Genomic DNA, 19888 nt, shown 5'->3' with positions numbered 1-19888 from the left:
TATGAATGAGGAATTCAAACTCCAAGGATAAAAGAAAGCTCAATCCACGAATGGATGAGCTTTCTTTTATCCTATGACCTTTATTACAGAGAGATAACTTTCCCTGTTGCTTCGGATTCGAAGGCTGCAAGGATGACTTGTAAGGAACGAAGTCCCTCTTCGCCGGAAATACGCGGCTTTTGACCTTCCAGAATGCTCGTTACGAACTCATCAATAACGCCACTATGCGTTTGTTTCTCGTTCGTTGCGATTTGTCCGACTTTATAACGTTCAACCGTACCATCACGAAGCTCAACGATGACTTGGTCATTCGGATCGGTATCAATTTTGATGACACCATTCTCGCACCATAACACGGTTGAGTTGTCTTGACCTTTATAATAAGTCCAGCTAGCGACTAGTGAACCAGTTGCGCCGCTTTTCATGCGTAGCAAGCAAGTCGCGTTATCGTCAACATCTGTACCTTCTTTATGCAGGGTACCGACGAAAGCAGCTACTTGTGCAACCTCATCAGCAAGCAACCAACGAATTAAATCTGACTTGTGTACGCCAAGATCGCCCATCGCACCCATCGTTGCTTCCTCTTTACGAAAGAACCAGCTTTCGCGTCCGTCCACGCTCCATCCTTCCGGACCTGGATGTCCGAACGATGTACGGAATGTCAGCACTTTACCCAATTTGCCGGAGTTCAGAATTTCTTTGGCTTTGACATGTGGAGGCATCAGGCGTTGGTTGTGACCAACCATCAAAAACACGCCATTTTTCTTTGCCGCTTCAATCATTGCCTCTGCTTCTTCTGCCGTTGACGCCATTGGCTTCTCAACCAATACATGAGCGCCTGCATTTGCAGCGGCAATGGATACTTCCGCATGGAGAAAGTTCGGTGTACATACACTAACTGCATCCACTTTCTCCTGCTTCAACATTTCGGTATAACTGCTGTATGCTTTGCCGCCGTGCAGCTGTGCAAAGTGCTCCGCTCTCTCCAGAACAGGATCAACGAAAGCAACGAGTTCAACATTCGAATTCCAAGCATATTCCGGAATGTGTCTATGTTTAGCTATAGAACCGCAACCTACTACGGCTACCTTAATTTTACTCATATTTATTAATTCTCCTTTTAATTGTTAGTTATGAACATTCGTGTAATGCTCTTTGACCCAGTTCAAGCTATTCTCAACACTTGTAAGTGGTGGCTTCTGGCAGTGATCCTGCTCAACAACAAGCCATTCCACGCCTGCTTGCTCAGCAGCTTTAATCACTTTTTCCAAAGGAACATCGCCTAAGCCCAGCTCTAGGGTTACTAATTTACCTTCTGCATCTTTCGTGAAATCTTTGAAATGAAGCAGCGGTAATCGGCCTGCATATTTTGCTATGTAGGCAAGTGGATCTTGACCAGCGAATTGAACCCAACAAACGTCCATCTCTACGTTAATTGCATCTTCACCTGTTTTGGCAAACATCGCATCAAAGACGAACTCGTCATTCACTTTATAATGAAATTCGAAATCATGATTGTGGTAAAGGAATTGCAAACCTTGTTTATTCGTTTCTACGGCAATCGCCTGGCATTCAGCAATTAGTGCTTTCCATTGATCTGCTGACTCGCGTTCCTCAGCACCAACATACGGGCAGATTGCGTATTTTGCACCGATTGTTTTCAAGTAGTCAAGTTCCCCTTGCAGATCTTTACGAAATCTCTCTAAACTTACGTGACTACCGAATGCTTTCAAACCCAGCTCATCCAGCAGCTGTTTGAGCTCTGCAGCAGGCTTACCATAATACCCAGCAAATTCTACGCCTTCATATCCTAACTTCGCTACATGACGAAGTGTGCCTTCCAGATCTTTCTCCATATCATCTCTTAATGTATACAATTGCAGGCCAATTCCTAAACGTCCCATTTGTTCTCCTCTTTTCTTATCATCCATATTTTGATAAATCAAACACGATAGAATTAGTATAATGGATCATAGCCTTATATGACCATTCACGATATAATCAAAACATCTCTTATTTGGCTATGAAAGGTGAAAACAATGGAAACTGAGGTCTTAACCTGCGGCTATTCTTTTCATATGGAACCGTTTAATGTGAGTACCAAATCAGGTCTCAATTCTTATCTTTTCCGTTTACAAACAGAAGGCACTTCCGAGGTTCTAGTGGATGGCCATATGCAGCGAGTGGAAGCTGGTCATTTACTCCTTTTTCAACCGGGAGAACCTTATGAACTTCGTATCGAACACACGTTGGATCAACCTAGCAGTAAAATCGCCAGTGGAGACTACTACGTATTCTGTAAAGGCCCTTGGATCGATGCATGGTGGAAGCGCAGCCTCAAACAAACTTGTACGCGCATCGACTTAGATGCTCGGTTAATTTCGCTATGGCGGCAGCTTATTCTCGAGAAGCGAAGAATGGAAGAAGAGAACCACGAGCTTAGCGGCTATTTGCTGCAAGCACTTTGCCTATATGTAGAGCGTGCAGCAACGGAAACCGTCTCTTTACAAGGCCGCCCATTTACCGGGACACGTATGAAAAGATTCATTGAAGCACAAGCTACTGCTACTTTTAAAGTAGATGATGTTGCCAACCATGTTGGACTCAGCGTCTCCCGCGCGGTTCATTTGTTCAAAGAATGCTTTGGCAAAACCATGATCCAATATGCCCTTGAAGTGCGCTTATCCAGTGCTGTGGAACGCATGCATGATAGTTCCATGTCCCTGGAACAAATCGCCCTAAGCTGCGGTTTCGGCAGCTACCCCTACTTTCACCGAGCATTTAAACATAGATTTGGGATATCCCCCAAGCTTTTTCGCCAAAACGCTCAGCAAAATTAAAAAATGATCGAATTCACAAATATTTCAAGAAATGCTATCTAAGAGTGAAACATTTCTTCTTTCTCACCCGTATAAGCTTATGAGAAGTAAAAATACATTGAAATATATGGTTTTGTTTCAAAATTGTAAAACTATTTTAAGGTTAATTTAATAATATTCATATATGCTAGACCTATATCCAATTCCTAGGATGGTGAAAAATGATGAAAATGTTTATTACAATTCACAACAAACCAGTGCCAGTCTACTCAGATGAGAAAAATAAAAAGAAATTCAATTTGTTGAAATCCGCACTCGAAGCGAAAGTGACCAAAGGAAGAGCAACGATTAAGAAATGTTTGGACTCTATCATTAGTATTGAGATCGTAGGTTGTGAAGCGATTCTCCATTCTTTTAATGAGCGTGACTCCCTTGCATTATCCCTTTACTAAAAAAAACGAGAAGTCCTCAGGACTTCTCGTTTTTTTTAGTAATTGTATTTTTGTTGGACGACGCCAAGATGATGCTGAGCATGACCAGCTATCACATAGGCAAGCGCGCGGGCAGAGATTTCATTGTTACTAGCTACCCCTTTACGAGACCAGGCTGCTTCTGAGATTGTTTTTAGCAGAGAAAATGTAGCTTGACGAACGGCTTTAAAGTCGTTTAACAAATCCTCGATCGATAGTTCGTCGAAGTTAGTATTTGTGATGAATAAATCCTGATCAAATCCTGGTAAATTCGTTGTATCTCCACGAGCAATACGCAGCATCCGATAACTCATAATCCGCTCCGTATCTGTCATATGCCCCAAAACTTCCTTCAAGCTCCACTTCCCCGGCTCATATCGATAAAGCCCTTGCTCATCACTAATCGGTGAAAACAAAGCGACAACAGCGTCTAATTGACTGTGTAAGAAGGACAAATAATCGCCTTCCGGAACTTGACTAATATAACCAGTAAAATAGGGTGAGTATTCCTCACTACCAGGTCTCTGCAGCATATCGAATGAATCTCCCTTCGTGATAAAAAAATAGAATTTATGTATATCCTTATCATATCGTAAACTAAAACAAATAAGAAGCCAGCTCAGCGTTTAAAATGAAAAGCGCAATTGAACTATACGCTTTGCTATTCATAGTTTCTGTGGTATCTACAAACGCTAGACATACCTCTTATAGTTTTCAGTGGTATACAACCCTTTTCTACTTTTTCAGCTATGTCATTCTGTGATATCTACAATTTTGCTTAAAAAGCATGTAGGTAGTCCAAGTGATTGTGGGGTCAGAGCGTTCCCTATGCGCTCCTATAGTATAGTCTTGGAAAACCTGGATTCACTTCTAACTGAGTCAAGGGAATAGTGGTTCAGGACCACCCCAGAGTTCCAGCTATCTGAGCTAAAGGGATAGTGTACATAGTTATCTCCAACTCCGAATTCCGTGAAACGAAAAAACGCTGACCTCAGTTAAGAAGTCAGTGTTTTTTTACTGGTTTATAATGGCTTGTGTTCGAGCAGCCAAATTTTACTTTGGAAGTCTCCATGGAGACCAGAGACTGGCAGTCCGGCGTAGAGAAGATGATCGCCAGGGTACTCACCTTGCAAGCCTGCGATTTGGTAATCGAAGGATGGGTTAAGTCCTTTGAGCCGCAGCCTTTTGAGAGGTGCATTGGGCTCAGCGAGCACGCGGAAGTAAGCGACCATAGCTTGAGTCTTGTCTTCAGAAACGATCATCCAAGCAGTTTCGTTGCCTTCGAATGGACTGAGTAAGCGGTACATGTCGCCGAATTGGACGAGCGGGCGGATATGTTTATAATCGGCAATTTGCTTTTTAACGATTTCTTTTTCCTCGTCGCTAAACTTGGTTAGGTCGAGTTCGTAACCAAAGTTGCCGGACATCGCAACATCGCCGCGCATTTCCAGAGATGTCTCACGGTGAACTTGATGATTAGGTACGGCGGATACGTGCGCTCCCATTGTACTAACAGGATAAACGATGCTCGTCCCATACTGAATTTTCAAACGGGAAATGGCATCTGTGTTATCGCTTGTCCACGTTTGCGGCATATAGTACAGCATGCCTGGGTCAAACCGGCCACCGCCACCGGAGCAGCTCTCGAACAAAATATGCGGGAACTTGGTCGTCAATGTTTCAAGAACGCGGTACAACCCAAGAATGTAGCGATGAGCGGTTTCTCGTTGTCTTTCCGGAGGCAGCGCAGCGGAGCCAATTTCGGTCATATTACGGTTCATATCCCATTTGACGTAAGTGATCGGCGCGCTGCTTAGGATATCACTAATCATTCTCGTGATCGCAACACAAACATCTGCACGTGAAAAATCCATTATTAATTGCTGACGACCTTCTGTGCGTCTGCGATTCGGTACATGTAGGCACCAGTCTGGGTGTTTTCGGTATAAGTCACTGTCTGGAGAAACCATTTCTGGTTCAAACCACAGCCCAAACTCAAGTCCCATCCCATTGACTCTAGAGACGAGGTCCTCTAGTCCACCCGGCAGTTTGGCTTTATCAACGACCCAGTCTCCCAAGGAGCTGTTATCGCTGTCTCTTTTGCCGAACCAACCATCGTCAAGAACGAATAGCTCGATGCCAAGCTCTTTGCCGGCACTGGCGATGCTTTCGATTTTATCCGCATTAAATTGAAAATAGGTTGCTTCCCAGTTATTCACGAGCACAGGTCTTGTCCGATCACGGAATTCACCGCGGCAAAGCCGAGTACGGTAAAGCTTGTGATACGTTCTTGACATGTCCCCTAGACCAGCGTTTGAATAAACCATTACAGCTTCAGGCGTTTGAAAATGTTGTCCCGGCTCAAGCAACCAGCCAAAATCAAATGGATTAATACCCATGGATACACGTGCTGAACCATACGGCTCAACCTCTGCATGGGCAGCGAAATTGCCACTATAAACAAGGCTGAAACCATACACATCGCCATGATCTTCATTAGCGTCCTTGGAAAGCAGTGCAACAAAAGGATTGTGCTGATGACTACTCGATCCGCGGCGACTTTCTACAGTCAATTTACCTGGCGCTAAGGGTCTTCTCTCGATATGTCGTTCTCTAACCCAACTACCTGAAAGCTGAAGAAGATCAAAATCGCTATGCTGATAATCAAGGCTCATACTAAGCGCTCGAAGCAGCTTTAGATCTCCGGATCCTTCATTTACGAAACGTACCGATCTAGTCATCGCTGCATGCTGCTCAAATATCGTATAGGTAAGAATGACCCGAAGGCCAATGACAGAATCAACGAGTTCAAGCTCTAAGGTTTCCGCTTCATCATCTTGCTCTACATATGTCGCAGGAAGCTCCTCGAGCCCTGGTTTTCCTTGGTAGATTCGATGCTTGTCATAGATGAGCTCAGAAATTGTAGATCCATCAGGAAGAGCAACTTGATAAGCAGGCTCCCGATAATCACTTGTACCGTATGCCGGGTACTCTTGAGGTAATGTATCGAAAGAAATGCTGCGATCTTCGGGAACAGGATTTGGTGAGAACGAACATCTCTCCTGAAATTGGAGGATCGAAGCCAATTGACCTGATCGGATGGGGCGTCCCCAGTAAACATGGGCTGGGTAAGCGGAATTGATTAGTTGAATAACATAGCTCATTTGCTTGTTTTGTAAATGAAATAATCCTTGAGTTGGTTCAAATGTAATTCGCATGATATCCCTCCTACCTCCTATTATCATATCCCTTCGCGAACAAAACTATGGAGAATTACCACCTACATATGGAGGAATGTAGTTTTAGATGCATAGAAATAGGAGCCAAGGCTCGAAATAGCCCTAGCTCCGTTTTCGTATTTATCATTTTTAGCCAAATTTATAAGTCATGCCATAGCCGCCTTTGGGGTAGACCCAATCAATGTTGTAGGATGGACACGCAATTCGGCAGGTGCCGCATTCGATACAATTCTCAAAAGCAACAGTTGTAATTTTGAGTTTCTTTTCCCATTCATAGACGTCCGAGGGACAGAAATAATTGCAATCCTTCGTTACACAATTTAAACAGGTCTGCGTATCCTTGATTACGAGGTGCGACTTATCATCGCATTTATAACGAATGGTAAATAGCTTATCTGAAATGTCACTTTGGCTCATCCGTTCATCGCCCTCCATCCTTTGTAGCCTAGCTTCATCAGGTTTACCGTACCGCCTGCGGCATTTTTGATGAGCTTCATGGCCATTTTTTGCTTATCCGCTTTGGTAATCCCATCCACGAGGAACATGTTGTAAGCCGCTTCATTCAGCGCTCTGGGCAGCTTGTCGAACAATAACTCTGGGTCCTGCTCTTTGAGGAATTGATGCATGCCTTTGTATTTCTGTAAGTCTTTATGAACAAAGGATTCGCGAATTTTTTGGTCGTAGGCTTTGAGTGAAGCAGCTGAAAAATCACTTTGTGCTTTGGCCTCAACAATCGCCTCGCCGGCCAGTCGACCAGAGGTCATGGCTAAATTCGTTCCTTCGCGGTGCACAAAGTTGATTAACTGCGCGGCATCCCCACAGACGCACCAGCCATCTCCCGACAACGACGGGATCGAGTGAAAGCCTCCCTCGGGAATCAAGTGCCCGGAGTACTCCTTCGTTTCTCCCCCTTGAATCAATTTCCGAATCATAGGGTGCTGCTTAACCGCATCGAGGACCGCATAAGGCTTCACCTTTTTGTCCCTTAAATGATTGACCATAACGCCTACGCCAAGTGAAATGGTTTCTTTATTCGTGTATAGAAAACCCATGCCCGCCATACCTAGCGTGGTCTCGCCCATAAACTCAATCGTAACGCCTTCGTCACCTTCGAGTCCGAATCGATCTTCGATTTTCTCCCTAGGAAGGGCAATTACTTCTTTCACAGCCAATGAAACTTCGTCCGGCATCCATTCTTTGTGAATGCCCATCGCCTTCCCGAGCAAGGAGTTTACCCCATCGGCAATGACGACAACATCGGCGTACAAATCGCCGTCATCTCGATCGGTACGAACACCAACGACCTTATTACCTTCGCGAATTACATCGAGTGCAACGGTTTCGTAAATAGGGATGGCCCCAGCAGCAACGGCTTTGTCCGCGAACCACTGATCGAACTTAACCCGCAGTCCCGTAAAGCAATTGTAAGGCTCCTTGTAAGCTTCATTGCGGTGCCCGAAGGTGACCATGGATTCTTTGCCCATCATCCAGATGCGCTGCTCCACAATGTAACGCTCCATGGGAAAGTTTTTTTCTTTCCAAAATTCGGGTACAAGCTCTTCGATTTGCTTACGGTATAGGACACCTCCGAAAATGTTTTTGGCTCCGGGGAACTCGCCCCTCTCCAACAACACAACGGATAATCCTGCACGTGCCATCGTCAAAGCGGCTGCTGCACCCGCCGGACCACCGCCAACAACAATCGCGTCAAATTTCTCGTTCACTTGGCTTCACTCCTTTCAAGAGCCACGTTAACCCCTGTCTTCAAATCGTAGGACGGCAAGGAGCTTTCAGTACTTGCTCGTTGGATGCCAAATAAAGTTCGACGCTTCCTTATCTCATTCGTAATGGCAGGAACAATTTTGAACATATCGCCTACTATGCCGTAATGTGCAAATTGGAAGATTGGCGCTTTGTCGTCTTTGTTAATCGCGACGACGACGTCCGCATGGCTCATACCTACGGTATGCTGAACTGCACCGGAAATGCCGATGGCGAAGTATAGCTTCGGCCTGACCGTGGCACCGGTTTGACCAACCTGGTGCTCATGCCCGATCCAGCCCGCGTCGACCGCGGCACGCGATGCGCCAACGACGCCGCCGAGCGCATCCGCTAGCTCGGCGAGCAGCCCGAAAGCATCAGGCCCGCCAAGTCCGCGGCCCCCTGCCACGATAATCTCGGCATCCTCGAGATTGAGCTTGCCTGTTTCGCGCAGGAAGTCGAGCACCTGCGCGGCAATCTCTTCCTCTCGCATCGTCGCCTCGATGCGAATGATTTCGCCTTGGCGCGTCGCGTCCTTCGGCAGCGCCTGAAACACCCCGGCGCGCGCCGTCGCCATCTGCGGCCGGTACTGCTTACAGAGGATGGTGGCCATCATCTTCTCGGAAAAAGCCGGCCGGCTGGCCAGCAGCAGCCTTGACGGCGGCGGCTCCACGTCGAGCTGCGTCGTGTCGGCCGTCAGCCCCGTCGGCAGGTGTGTCGCTATCGCACCTGCCAAGTCGCGGCCCGTCGCTGTCGCGCCGAACAGCACGATCTCAGGCTTCGCTTCCTCGATCAGCTTCAAGCAGACACGGCTGTATGGCCGAGTCCGGTAGGTGCGAAGCTCAGGTGCTTCGCATAGGAACACCTTGTCCGCGCCGTAATGCACGGCTTCATCGGCGAGGTGAGCCACATTCTCACCGATCACAAGCGCCATGAGCGGCGCGTCAAGCTTCGTGGCCAGCTTCTTGCCTTCGCCCAGCAGCTGCCAGGAAACCTTCTTCGCAGCTCCATCTCGCTGCTCTACAACGATTAATACCCCCCGATATGCCGACCAATCGGGCATCGACGCTTCAGGCTGGTCGTGTGTTTGTTCATTTGTCATCGTGTCTTCCTCCATTCCCATAACGGTGATTCAGAGTTTAGGTAGTACCCCTGCTTTTCTTTCATGAAGACCAGTCTAACAAAGTCTGCATCTCTTTCGTCATGAGCTGATCGGCTAGCTGAGCAGCGGCTTCTTCTGGTGAATCAAACGCGATCATGTGCGTTTTAACCGCTTTTATCTCGGGCACCCATGTTTTGGCTACGATCGTTGGTGAGCCTTTTAGCCCGATTTTCGCTCTTTCAAGATCCGGAAAATCAGCTGTCGTCCAAACAGTCGGCTTATAACGCGCAGCCCGAATCATACCGGGCAGCGATGCTCGTCTCACCTTATTCAGTTCCTTCAGCGCCGTGATCAGCACCGGCATGCTTGTCTCAACGACTTCTATGCCATCTTCCAAGAGCCGATGCACACGAACTTTTCGCCGCTTTTCATCCACATCAACAACTTTGTTTACATAAGTAAGCTGTTCCAAATCCAATCGGCATGCGACGCCTGGCCCAACTTGCCCCGTGTCGCCGTCCAGCGTTTGTTTGCCGCAAAAAACGATATCCACCGGTCCCCACGTTTCAGCAATTTTACGGATGGTTCGGGCAACAACGTACGATGTCGCCAGCGTGTCCGCTCCCGCGAAGCCGCGATCCGTCACCAACACAGCATCGTCTGCCCCGAGGGAGATGCATTCCTTTAATCCTTTCTCCGCTGGCGGAGGTCCCATTGTGACTACTGTAATCCTTGCCCCCTGTTCATCCTTAATACGGAGCGCCTCTTCCAGCCCATGCATATCATAGAAGTTCACGATACTTGGGACACCTTGGCGAATTAACGTATTATTTTTGGGGTCAATGCGAATTTCTCTAGAGTCAGGTACCTGCTTAATACAAACGACTATATGCAGCATCTCTGCACCCTCCTATTTCTTAGGAAACTTGCTTGCACATTCGACAGCAAACGGATCTGAGCTTGTCAGCATTGTGAATTTTGTCACTTAAAATGACGAAACGAAATCGCTTTCAGTCTTTTTTTTAAGTTAATAATCTAACACAATATATGCGAAAAGCCTCCTAACATGACACTTACTTTAGTCCAAGGCCCAAAAGTAATCTTACCGATGTTGCTCGGAGAATGAAAAAGCCGCAACCTACGCCAAAGCGTGGAATGCAGCTCTCTCCTTATTTAAGGCTTATTTTTTGTTCGTTTTCGCCCATTCGTCTAATTGTCTTTGCTTCTCAGCAATAATTTTATCCATACCTGCCGCTTTAATCCTCTTCCGCTTCTTCTACCTCATAGGTACATAGGAAACGCTCAACACCGGGATACTTCTCCCCAAGGCTGCGAATAACGAACCCAATATTCCGATAAAATTGGACTGACTCTTCATCCGTTTCAGCCACGATTCGAACAGGGTGCATATCTTCAATAATTTCAAGGATAATTCCCCGTCCAAAGCCTACCCCTCTGCTCTCCGGTTCAACGGCCAGATGAGTGATCGTCATCTCCTGATTATCACTGAGCTCAAAGCCGATGATGCCCACCAAGATACCTTCGGATTCATATCCAAACAACCATAGATTAGCATCATTTTCATAACGCTCAATGACAGGTTGCAGCGCCTCCGGATCGGGGAAAACGCTGTAACTCAGCAGTTCTTGTATTTCAATTTCGTTAAGTCGGAATTTCACATTCACTAACATCTTTATTCACTACTTTCGTTTTACATTATCTACACATAATCTAACAACTTAAGCAAGCTGTCAATATGCGTTATAGGGGTGATTCCCTTCTCCTTCATCAGATGTCCGTTTGGCCCATAGCTGATAAAGGGAACTCCTGCATCAACGGATGCTCTGCCATCTATCCACGAATCACCGATCGATATCCATTCGTTCTCAAGAATTTGTGGAAAATGCTGCTTAGCGGCTAAGTACCCGGAGGGAGATGGTTTCATGGCATTCATCTGCTCTCTTCCGATGATCAAATCAAAGTATGGATGAATTCCAGTCGTTTCCAACGCATGTACTGCGGCCTTGTATGAATTATTTGTAACAATAACCAGGACATAGCCCGTCATTAAAACATTTAGAAGCTCGGAAACATGGGATTCCAGTCCTGCACCCTCCATGCCTATTAGTTCATGTTGAACGACCATATTCATTACTTCATTATAGGACTCTTCAGGTATCCCATTCGCTTTCACATGCTCAATCATGGTTGATGTGGTATGCTCTTGAATCGGGAAACCAACTGGCAGTAAATCATTCTCTGTAAGGTAGTCCGCCACTTGCTTTTTCATCATTTGGAAATTAATGCTAGACCTCAGCAGTGTATTATCCATATCAAAAATAATGCCTCGAACTTGACTTGATATACTCATTAAACCTCACCTATCCATCTCTAGAACTATAGAAATTTTAAGAAATTAGCATTATTAATTTTTTTTAGTTGAATTCGACATTTTTCGCTAATTATATGTAAATACCGCTATAGACACGTCATTTTTAACTAATTATAATGAGGCGTATTAACTGGTATATAAGCTTTTTACATCATTAACTAGTGCCTTTTGAACTACATATATAGAATCGTCAAAAGCAAACCATTGGAAACAATGCGACGCAAAGCCATGACCTAAGGCACCCCTAATTGGATGCTATGGACGACAGGTTACCGAGTCAAGGAGTTCATCCTTTCATTCGGGATGAACTTTTTTATTTATACGAAATGAGGTTGATTCATGCATCTTACGCTAATAGATAGTTATCCTATTTACCTCATACTGCTAACGTTCATTATTTCAATAACTGCTCTTTACATATCCTTTACTAACCAAACAGCACTCAAAGCATCCCTTTTAGAGTCTGCTATCGATTGTATCATGTTGCTTAATTCAAGTGGGAAGATCATTGCGTTTAATCCTGCGGCAGAAGCCATTTTTGGATACGAACGCAAAGAAGCTCTAGGGCTTACGTTAATTGATTTTCTTTTTGAAAAAGATGGCCAGGAGACAACCTTCTTAAATCTGCTGTTCACGGCTAAAGACGAGACGATTATCGGTAAGCGAATCGAATTGAAAGCATTTCGATCGGATGGCAGCGTATTTCCGGCAGAAATAACGATTACGAGCACTCCGTATAAAGGAAAGCTTGTCTATACAGCTTATCTTCGCGATCTGACTGAAAAAAAGAAATCTGAAGTAATGATACAGCAGCTAGCTTACTTTGATCTTCTGACAGGTTTGCCGAATCGCAACCAGTTCAATCAGCTTTTCCATGATGCGTTAAACAACGCCAAACAACATAAGCAAAGCTTAGCGCTACTTTTCCTTGATGTAAATCGGTTTAAGCACATCAACGATACCTTAGGCCATCACTTAGGAGATCTTGTTTTGCAAAAGTTCTCCGCATTGCTCTCAGAAAGCTTGTTTGCACAAAGCATTGTCTCCAGACTAAGTGGCGACGAATTTGTGATTTTGTTCCCTTTCGGAAATCGGAAGTCAGCAGCTGTGCAAGCGGAGAAAATCATTCAACAATTGGAAGCTCCTTTCCAAATCGACGGGCGAAATATTTTTGTTTCCACCAGTATTGGTATCTCTTTGTATCCTATCGATGGAGAAGATCCGGAGGTTTTACTGAAAAATGCCGATCAAGCGATGTATCGGGCCAAAGAACGTGGAGGAAACCATTATCATTTTTATGAACAGGAACTGAGTGTCATTCATTCGAGGAGAAGTGCCTGTGAACAATCCCTTCGGACAGCCAGAGAACAAAATGAGCTTTACCTGATGTACCAACCCAAATTCCATATTCCTACCGGCACAATCATCGGCGTTGAAGCTTTACTTAGGTGGGATAGCCATGAGTTAGGAAGCGTCTCGCCGAAGGAATTTATTCCTATTGCAGAAGAATCCGGACAAATTATTGCAATTGGAAAATGGGTATTACAAACGGCCTGCGTACAAATGAATAAATGGCAAGCTGCAGGTATGGAGCCTGTTCCTATTGCAATCAATATATCCGCTGTTCAGTTTCATCAAGAAGATTTGGTGACAATGATTCTTGATATTCTGCATCAAAATGAGCTGGAAGCAAAGTACTTAGAACTTGAAATTACCGAAAGTGCATTGATGAATAACAGCCTCAGCTGTATGGAAAAGCTTTATGCTTTAAAGCGTGAGGGAGTTAAAATCTCCATCGATGATTTCGGAATTGGTTATTCTTCTTTAAGTTATTTACATAAGTATCCAGTCGATACTTTGAAAATTGATAAATCGATCATTAAAGACATCTCTACCTTTATTTCTGATTCTTCTATCATTGAAGCTATTATGGCCATGTCATATAGTTTAAAATTGAGTGTCATTGCTGTAGGTGTAGAAACTCATGAACAGCTCACTTTTTTAGAGAGAGTTGGTTGTCAACATATACAAGGATACTTATTATCTGTTCCACTTACAGCCGAGCTATTTGAAAAGAGTTATATGATCCATGATGATAATGCTAGTCCAAATGCTTTATGAAAAAAGCCAGAATGCGGATGTTACTCCGTCTTCTGGCTTTTCAGATTGGACACCGAGCGAATAGCAAACGGCATGGCCAATGAAAGTAAGCTTGCCAAAAGTCCAAATACGAACATGCCGTGAATACCCGTATAAAAGACGCTGGATTTAGTAAGGATTGCCCCCATGATGGTTACGCTGACCGCTGTTCCAATATTCCGTGCAAAGAGCTGAAGCGAGGTGGAAATCCCCTTCTGGTTCGCTTCTACAAGCTGCTGTGAACCGATTGTAGTAATGGTGAAAATTATTCCATAAGCAAGACCAAGCGCCGTTAGTGCGGTAAACGTGTACCAGAATGGAGTACCTTCGTGTATGAAATAAAATAAGGCTGCTGTAATAACGAGTATCATATTACCTATAACTAAAAGCCGTTTATATCCATAGCGAAGCACCCAATTTCCACCAGGCACAGCAACGGCCATCCACCCAATGGATGTACTCAGAAGAGCAATACCACTGACAAACAACGAGTAGCCTTGATTTTGCAAGAAGAGAGGAATGAAGCTAGAAGTCCCAAAGAGAGCCGCGCAGCTGAGAAAGGAGCTTGCAATCATTATGGCCACCGGACGATTGCGAAGTAGGTTTAACGGAACAATTGGCGCAGGATGTCTTTTCTCATAAAAAAAGAAAGCAATCATAAATATCCCCCCTAGCGCACCATAGATGTAGCTATAATGCTCAACTGCTGTTGTAAGCAGCAATAAGGATATTCCACAGGCAAACAAAATAGCTCCGCCATAATCGACCACTGCTTTCTTCGGTTGATACACTTCCTTATACGGCTGCAAGGCAAGAAGTGCAATGATACATACCGGTATATTGACGAAAAAAATCCACCGCCAGCTCAGGTAGGTAACGAAGAACGTGCCCAGTAGAGGCGCTAAAATCGCAGATAACCCCCACATCCCGGTAAAATACGCTTGAACTTTACCTCGCTGCTCCACTGGATAAATATCTCCCGCAATGATGGCAGGAAAAGGCATCATCACCCCTGCACCAATCCCTTGAATGGCTCTGAACAGGATCAGCTGCAGCATGCTCTGAGATAAACCGCAAAGAACAGATCCGAAAAGAAACAGAAGTATACCTGCTGCAAAGATACGTTTCCGCCCAAATAGGTCAGAAAGTCTGCCTGCTAGTGGAGCTAGTACAGTAGAAAGGACCATATAAGAGGTAAATGCCCATGCATACAGGTCATTGCCACCAATTTCTTTCACTATAATCGGCATGGTGGTATTCGCAATCGTGGTATCGATAGACGACACTAATACCGCCAAAACAATACTCACCATAACCGTTGTTCGATTTCTCATGGATGTCCCCTCCCTACATGCTGATTTTTTCACATCCATATATTGTAACTGATTCCAGAATGGATGAATAGCATGCTCAGCGCATGATGAAGTCAAATAATAAGCAAGTTAAAAAATTTCCTTTACATAATGCTTTTCTCTGTAATAAAATTAATCCAATATGGTTAGTGGGTAATTAGATTGGGGACATGACAACATGACTTTAACAGTTTTATTTATGGGTGTATTGGTTGGTTTTATGGTCGGATTGACTGGTGTAGGCGGAGCTTCGCTGCTCACCCCTATTTTGATCCTGATTGGTATTCATCCTTCAATTGCCGTGGGAACAGACCTTCTTTATAATTCGATTACAAAGCTTTTTGGCACGATTCAGCATTGGCGGCAGAAAACGATTGATTTCAAGCTGGTTAAAATGTTAGCTATGGGTAGTATTCCAGGTGTAATCGCAGCCGTTATTGTTTTGAAATTATTCAATTCGTTCTTTCATAATCAGGAGATCATTATTAAGCATGCCCTTGGTTATGTCTTGATTCTAGTAGCGATTGCAACCTTGTTTAAGGTTTTCTTCGGCCACAAGATCAAAGAAAATCGCTGGCAGCTCAAATCTTTGGAGGAGAAACGAGGACTAACCATCACAATTGGTGCTGTACTGGGTTTCGTTGTCGGGCTTACATCCATTGGATCTGGCTCCCTGTATGCCATTGCGATGCTTTACTTTTTCCGTATGATCCCTGCTCAGCTCGTAGGAACAGACATCGCTCACGCTTTCTTCCTTGCGACAACAGCAGGTATTCTGCACGCAAGTATGGGGAATGTGAATTATACACTCGTCCTCAATCTTCTCATCGGTTCCATTCCCGGCGTCATTATCGGCAGCATGCTATCCACCAAGGCACCGACCAATATTCTGCGCACAATTATTGCAAGTCTGATATTAATTAGCGGCATTAAATTAATAGGATGAAGCGCAGCTGAGGCTCTGTTTTTATTTTCCATTGAACCGGTCATCCATACAAAGAAGCATCCGAGTAAGCTTAATCGGATGCTTCTTGTTGTACTCATATCCTGTCGTTTTGTGCGGTTCCCCGGGAAATATCCGCTCCTAGCAGCATTGACCGCACTAGTTGAACCCTCTGCTTCTGTCCTCATAACCAGAATAGGCTGCAGAACTTTTCACTCCCATCTACCCAAGGTTTACATATAATCGTTTAATTAGTATATCACAGCCATAATTCAACGTGGCATTTACCCATTTTTCGTTGGAAATAGGCTTCTAACCTACACCAGGATGCCGACCTTAGTCATACTTTGTGATGAATACCTTATGTGATGATAAAGGAGCTACTGCATATGCAGCGACTAATGTGTAAAGGGAAGATCCACCGTGCGACGGTAACGGAAGCCGATTTGGATTACGTGGGAAGCATTACCATAGACGGTTTATTGATGCGCAAAGCGAATATTTTACCCTATGAAATGGTTCAAGTCACAAGCCTGCGAAACGCCACCAGGTGGAAAACATATGCGATACCTGCGCCGGAAGGCTGCGGCAAGATCGGTTTGAATGGTCCCCCTGCCCATCTTTTTGCTCCAGGCGATCTCGTAATTATTCTTAGTATGGGACTTATGAATGAAACAGAAATTAACAACCTCAAACCTCAAGTGGTTTTCGTTGATGAACGCAATCAACTGCTCCGGGTTGAAGAACATGATCTAGTTATTCTCAAGCAAGAAGCGAAATTCAATGAATAAACTAAACACAAGCAAATGGACCAAATATAAGCTGCTGCGGAAATCGTCTAAACTTCATGTGAATCTTCCAGAAACAGCCTGGCTGAGAGAGAGCTCTTTCTGGCGCATGATAAAAAAATACGGTGAGGTCATCATTAAACCGACTGGGAGCTATGGGGGCAATGGTGTCATTCGGATCAAAAAGATGGATTCTTCCACATATGAGGTGCAGGATGGCGCTACAAAGAAAAATTTTACAGAGCATACCCAATTAAACGCCTATATCAAAAAGAAAGCGGGCAAGAATAACATCATTCAGGAGCGAATTCCGCTTGCCACGGTGAATGACCGGCCCTTTGATCTCAGAGTCATGGTGCAGCGCCGCCTAAATTCGCCTTGGGAAGTGACCGGTAAACTAGCCAAAGTGGCCGGAAAGGGCTTTATCGTAACGAATATTCGTATGAGCAGCGGCAAGGTTGTATCGGTGGAGCATGCGCTCAAAAATTCGGTGCTCAAAACGATGCCGGCTGCCGACCTCCTCTCACAGCTCGATAAAGTTGCTTTGCAAGCCGCTCAGAAATTAGGTCCTTTCTATCCTTGGGTGCGTACGATGGGGATTGATATGGCTTTTGACAAAGAGGGAAATGTTTGGATTATTGAGGTTAATTTTGCTCCTATGCTTGAGCTATTTTTGAAACTGAAGGATAAGTCGATATTCCACAAGATAAAGTCATTTCACAAAAGCAAACCAAATAAATGAATCGGAGAAATAAGTTCGAAAATAAAATAAATCAAAAGACACAAGCCGTTTCCTTCTTCTCCTCTTGGTAATAGTCTAAATAAGAGTTTGCAATAGCAAAACTCAAATTAAAACTACGATAGTTTTCCTATTGAAAACTTTGAGGAGGCCCGGAGATGAACCGATTGGGGCTTTATTGCTCACGATGTTCTGCAAGGCTCCCTTTTCGCTATCAAGAAATGAAATGCGACTGCGGTGGCACTTTATTGGTCGATTACGACTTGGAGCACATAGCTAGAACGTTAACGAAGGAAGCATTACAAACACGCTACCCATCGATGTGGAGATATAAAGAATTGCTTCCAGTGAGTAACCCTGATTGTATCGTCACCTTAGGCGAAGGCTGGACGCCACTCTTGCGCATGCAGGAATGGGAGCAGAAGCTGCCTATTAAACGGTTATGGATCAAGAGAGAAGAGCAGAACCCTACGGGGAGCTTTAAGTCGAGGGGCTTCTCCGTCGCTGTTTCCTTGCTCAAGGAAGCAGGAGCGACGAAAGCGGCCGTTCCATCCAATGGAAATGCCGCGGGCGCATTAGCCGCTTATGCAGGGCGTGCAGGGATCGAGGCATCTGTCTTTATCCCCATGGATTGCCCGCCATTAATCGTGGACGAATGTCCGTTATATGGAGCTGCCACCTTCCTCGTCGACGGCTTCATTCATGATGCAGCAGCAATCATTGAAGCGGGTAAACAAGATCAAGGCTGGGTTAACGTCGGCACATTGAAGGAGCCCGGACGTGTAGAAGGCAAGAAAACAATGGGACTTGAGCTCGCCGAACAACTTGGTTGGACGTTCCCCGACGTTATCATCTATCCAACCGGCGGCGGCTCCGGTATTATTGGCATGTGGAAAGCTTACCAGGAGCTCAAAGCACTCCGCTGGATTGACGGTCCCATGCCAAGATTCGTCTGCGTGCAGGAAGAGGGATGCCAGCCAATTGTAGATGGCATAGCCTGCAGCCAAGCTAAAAGTGCCCAAGCTGCCGGAGTAGAAGCTAGTCCGACAGGTATGCGCGTACCGAATCCGCCAGACTTGGCGTTCATCCTGTCGATTGTGGAACAAAGCGGCGGCACAGCCATCGCTCTCTCCAAGAGCCAAATTGCCGAAGCCACGCATACCTTGGGCTCATTGGGCATCTCCTCCTCCCCCGAAGGCTCGGCAACTTGGGCAGGTCTGCTCGCCCTCTGCGATAGCGGATGGCTGCGTCCGAGCGATTCCGTTGTGCTTTTTAACACGTCGCACGCGATGAAATATGTGAAGTTTGGTTCCATCTCTGCACTTCCTATTATTAGAAGCTATGAGGATTATCGCCGTTTGTAGATAGGTAACTATTCCGCTATAAGCTCCCTAAAATCAAACTAAACAGCCAGGAGGAAGCCCTCCTGGCTGTTTAGTTCTAAATTTTATTGACCTAAATTATTTTCTTCATACAACCGATACATCGCTTGAATTAAAGGCTCTGCCGGGTCACGATTCAATAAATATAACGTCATTAAATATTGCAGCGGAAGCGCACACGTATTATTGCCGTCTTCAACAGCTACGAATCCAGCCTCTAGGACTGGACCATGCTCCTCATGAAGCTCCAAGTCCACATAGATCTTTTGATCAGGGAATTCTTCTCGCACGGTAGCCGCACAATAAGGAACAATGTGTTTATCCAGCAGTTCTTTGGCTTCATCTTCCGATTGTGGAGGATTCGGCAGCGGATGATTTTCCGGGCTTCTCAGCAAGTCTACGAAGAAGGACGATAACCACAGCCCCGCATTCGGATTCGTTTGGAAGTTTCTCATAATTTCATTTAAGAAAAATCCGCATGATGTGGACTTTTCATCATTTTTAAGTGTGAAAGCAAACATTGGACCATAAGTCGGATTATTGCCGATTTGTCCATCTACTTCATATTCGGGAAATTGTTCTTTCATTACTTCTTGAATGTGCTGAAACCAAGTCATAATGATCTGAGCCTGTTCGCGTTCTTGATCTTGTTCGTTATCTACTGGAGCTTGTGTGTCGATATCTTTTTCTGTCATTGTGGTTAAAGCCTCCTGAATCATTCAAATTGGCACGAATATCCCTATTGTACCGCATTTGATCAAG

At 45.0% G+C, this 19888-nt stretch carries 20 protein-coding genes and 1 riboswitch; of the genes, 7 read left to right on the top strand and 13 right to left on the bottom strand.

Annotated elements, in window-relative coordinates:
• Positions 1-83: 83 nt before the first annotated feature.
• Positions 84-1103, bottom strand: a complete 1020-nt coding sequence (locus QFZ80_RS09550; RefSeq protein ID WP_307547123.1) for a Gfo/Idh/MocA family protein — start codon at positions 1101-1103, stop codon at positions 84-86.
• A gap of 24 nt (positions 1104-1127) precedes the next feature.
• Entirely contained in the window at positions 1128-1904 is a 777-nt protein-coding gene (locus QFZ80_RS09545) for a sugar phosphate isomerase/epimerase family protein (protein WP_047673902.1), read from the bottom strand.
• 135 nt (positions 1905-2039) lie between these two features.
• On the opposite strand from QFZ80_RS09545, the gene QFZ80_RS09540 reads away from it, so the two are divergent.
• Positions 2040-2840, top strand: a complete 801-nt coding sequence (locus QFZ80_RS09540) for an AraC family transcriptional regulator (protein ID WP_307547124.1) — start codon at positions 2040-2042, stop codon at positions 2838-2840.
• 203 nt (positions 2841-3043) lie between these two features.
• The gene (locus QFZ80_RS09535) at positions 3044-3271 is read left to right on the top strand and encodes a hypothetical protein (RefSeq protein WP_029198041.1); all 228 of its coding nucleotides are present in this window, start codon (positions 3044-3046) and stop codon (positions 3269-3271) included.
• A gap of 35 nt (positions 3272-3306) precedes the next feature.
• Here QFZ80_RS09535 and QFZ80_RS09530 read toward each other — a convergent pair whose 3' ends face one another.
• The 9 genes from QFZ80_RS09530 to QFZ80_RS09495 form a co-directional block, all read right to left on the bottom strand.
• Positions 3307-3822 (bottom strand): DinB family protein, encoded by a 516-nt coding sequence (locus QFZ80_RS09530; RefSeq protein WP_307558627.1) that lies wholly within the window; start codon positions 3820-3822, stop codon positions 3307-3309.
• 489 nt (positions 3823-4311) lie between these two features.
• Positions 4312-6507, bottom strand: coding sequence for an alpha-galactosidase (locus QFZ80_RS09525; protein ID WP_307558625.1), 2196 nt, complete (start codon positions 6505-6507; stop codon positions 4312-4314).
• A 150-nt stretch (positions 6508-6657) separates the two neighbouring features.
• A complete protein-coding gene (locus QFZ80_RS09520; RefSeq protein WP_036634482.1) occupies positions 6658-6945 on the bottom strand; it encodes a ferredoxin family protein in 288 nt (95 codons plus the stop codon).
• Positions 6942-8252, bottom strand: a complete 1311-nt coding sequence (locus QFZ80_RS09515) for an FAD-dependent oxidoreductase (protein WP_307547131.1) — start codon at positions 8250-8252, stop codon at positions 6942-6944. The genes QFZ80_RS09520 and QFZ80_RS09515 overlap by 4 nt, the downstream gene beginning before the upstream one ends.
• Positions 8249-9391 (bottom strand): electron transfer flavoprotein subunit alpha/FixB family protein, encoded by a 1143-nt coding sequence (locus tag QFZ80_RS09510; protein WP_307558623.1) that lies wholly within the window; start codon positions 9389-9391, stop codon positions 8249-8251. The genes QFZ80_RS09515 and QFZ80_RS09510 overlap by 4 nt, the downstream gene beginning before the upstream one ends.
• A 61-nt stretch (positions 9392-9452) precedes the next feature.
• Positions 9453-10289 carry an electron transfer flavoprotein subunit beta/FixA family protein gene (locus tag QFZ80_RS09505; protein ID WP_307547134.1) on the bottom strand — a complete coding sequence of 279 codons (837 nt, stop codon included), beginning with the start codon at positions 10287-10289 and terminating at the stop codon, positions 9453-9455.
• 282 nt (positions 10290-10571) lie between these two features.
• Complete coding sequence (locus tag QFZ80_RS38925; RefSeq protein WP_373460389.1) at positions 10572-10637, bottom strand: DUF3502 domain-containing protein; 66 nt, start codon at positions 10635-10637, stop codon at positions 10572-10574.
• 10 nt (positions 10638-10647) lie between these two features.
• Complete coding sequence (locus QFZ80_RS09500) at positions 10648-11070, bottom strand: GNAT family N-acetyltransferase (protein WP_307558621.1); 423 nt, start codon at positions 11068-11070, stop codon at positions 10648-10650.
• Between the two features lie 41 nt (positions 11071-11111).
• Positions 11112-11762 carry an HAD family hydrolase gene (locus QFZ80_RS09495; protein WP_307558619.1) on the bottom strand — a complete coding sequence of 217 codons (651 nt, stop codon included), beginning with the start codon at positions 11760-11762 and terminating at the stop codon, positions 11112-11114.
• 206 nt (positions 11763-11968) lie between these two features.
• Positions 11969-12060, top strand: a riboswitch (cyclic di-GMP riboswitch).
• Positions 12061-12122: 62 nt separating this feature from the next.
• On the opposite strand from QFZ80_RS09495, the gene QFZ80_RS09490 reads away from it, so the two are divergent.
• Positions 12123-13904 carry a putative bifunctional diguanylate cyclase/phosphodiesterase gene (locus QFZ80_RS09490; RefSeq protein ID WP_307558617.1) on the top strand — a complete coding sequence of 594 codons (1782 nt, stop codon included), beginning with the start codon at positions 12123-12125 and terminating at the stop codon, positions 13902-13904.
• Between the two features lie 20 nt (positions 13905-13924).
• Here the strand turns inward: QFZ80_RS09490 and QFZ80_RS09485 are convergent, their stop codons facing one another.
• Positions 13925-15256 (bottom strand): MFS transporter, encoded by a 1332-nt coding sequence (locus tag QFZ80_RS09485; RefSeq protein ID WP_307558615.1) that lies wholly within the window; start codon positions 15254-15256, stop codon positions 13925-13927.
• Positions 15257-15452: 196 nt separating this feature from the next.
• On the opposite strand from QFZ80_RS09485, the gene QFZ80_RS09480 reads away from it, so the two are divergent.
• The 4 genes from QFZ80_RS09480 to QFZ80_RS09465 all read left to right on the top strand — a co-directional run bounded on the left by QFZ80_RS09480 (position 15453) and on the right by QFZ80_RS09465 (position 19108).
• Positions 15453-16220: a sulfite exporter TauE/SafE family protein gene (locus QFZ80_RS09480; protein ID WP_307547142.1), complete on the top strand. Its 768-nt coding sequence runs from the start codon at positions 15453-15455 to the stop codon at positions 16218-16220.
• 386 nt (positions 16221-16606) lie between these two features.
• Positions 16607-17008 carry an aspartate 1-decarboxylase gene (gene panD, locus QFZ80_RS09475; protein WP_307547144.1) on the top strand — a complete coding sequence of 134 codons (402 nt, stop codon included), beginning with the start codon at positions 16607-16609 and terminating at the stop codon, positions 17006-17008.
• Positions 17001-17747: a YheC/YheD family protein gene (locus QFZ80_RS09470; protein ID WP_307558612.1), complete on the top strand. Its 747-nt coding sequence runs from the start codon at positions 17001-17003 to the stop codon at positions 17745-17747. The genes panD and QFZ80_RS09470 overlap by 8 nt, the downstream gene beginning before the upstream one ends.
• Before the next feature lie 155 nt (positions 17748-17902).
• Positions 17903-19108 carry a threonine synthase gene (locus tag QFZ80_RS09465; RefSeq protein ID WP_307558610.1) on the top strand — a complete coding sequence of 402 codons (1206 nt, stop codon included), beginning with the start codon at positions 17903-17905 and terminating at the stop codon, positions 19106-19108.
• An 83-nt stretch (positions 19109-19191) separates the two neighbouring features.
• On the opposite strand, the gene QFZ80_RS09460 is transcribed toward QFZ80_RS09465, so the two are convergent.
• Positions 19192-19821: a hypothetical protein gene (locus QFZ80_RS09460; RefSeq protein ID WP_057306470.1), complete on the bottom strand. Its 630-nt coding sequence runs from the start codon at positions 19819-19821 to the stop codon at positions 19192-19194.
• Between the last annotated feature and the right edge of the window lie 67 nt (positions 19822-19888).

The organism is Paenibacillus sp. V4I7 (assembly GCF_030817275.1).
Taxonomy (GTDB): Bacteria; Bacillota; Bacilli; order Paenibacillales; family NBRC-103111; genus Paenibacillus_E.
Note: the sequence above shows the minus strand (reverse complement) of the source record. Positions and strands in the feature narration are given on the sequence as shown.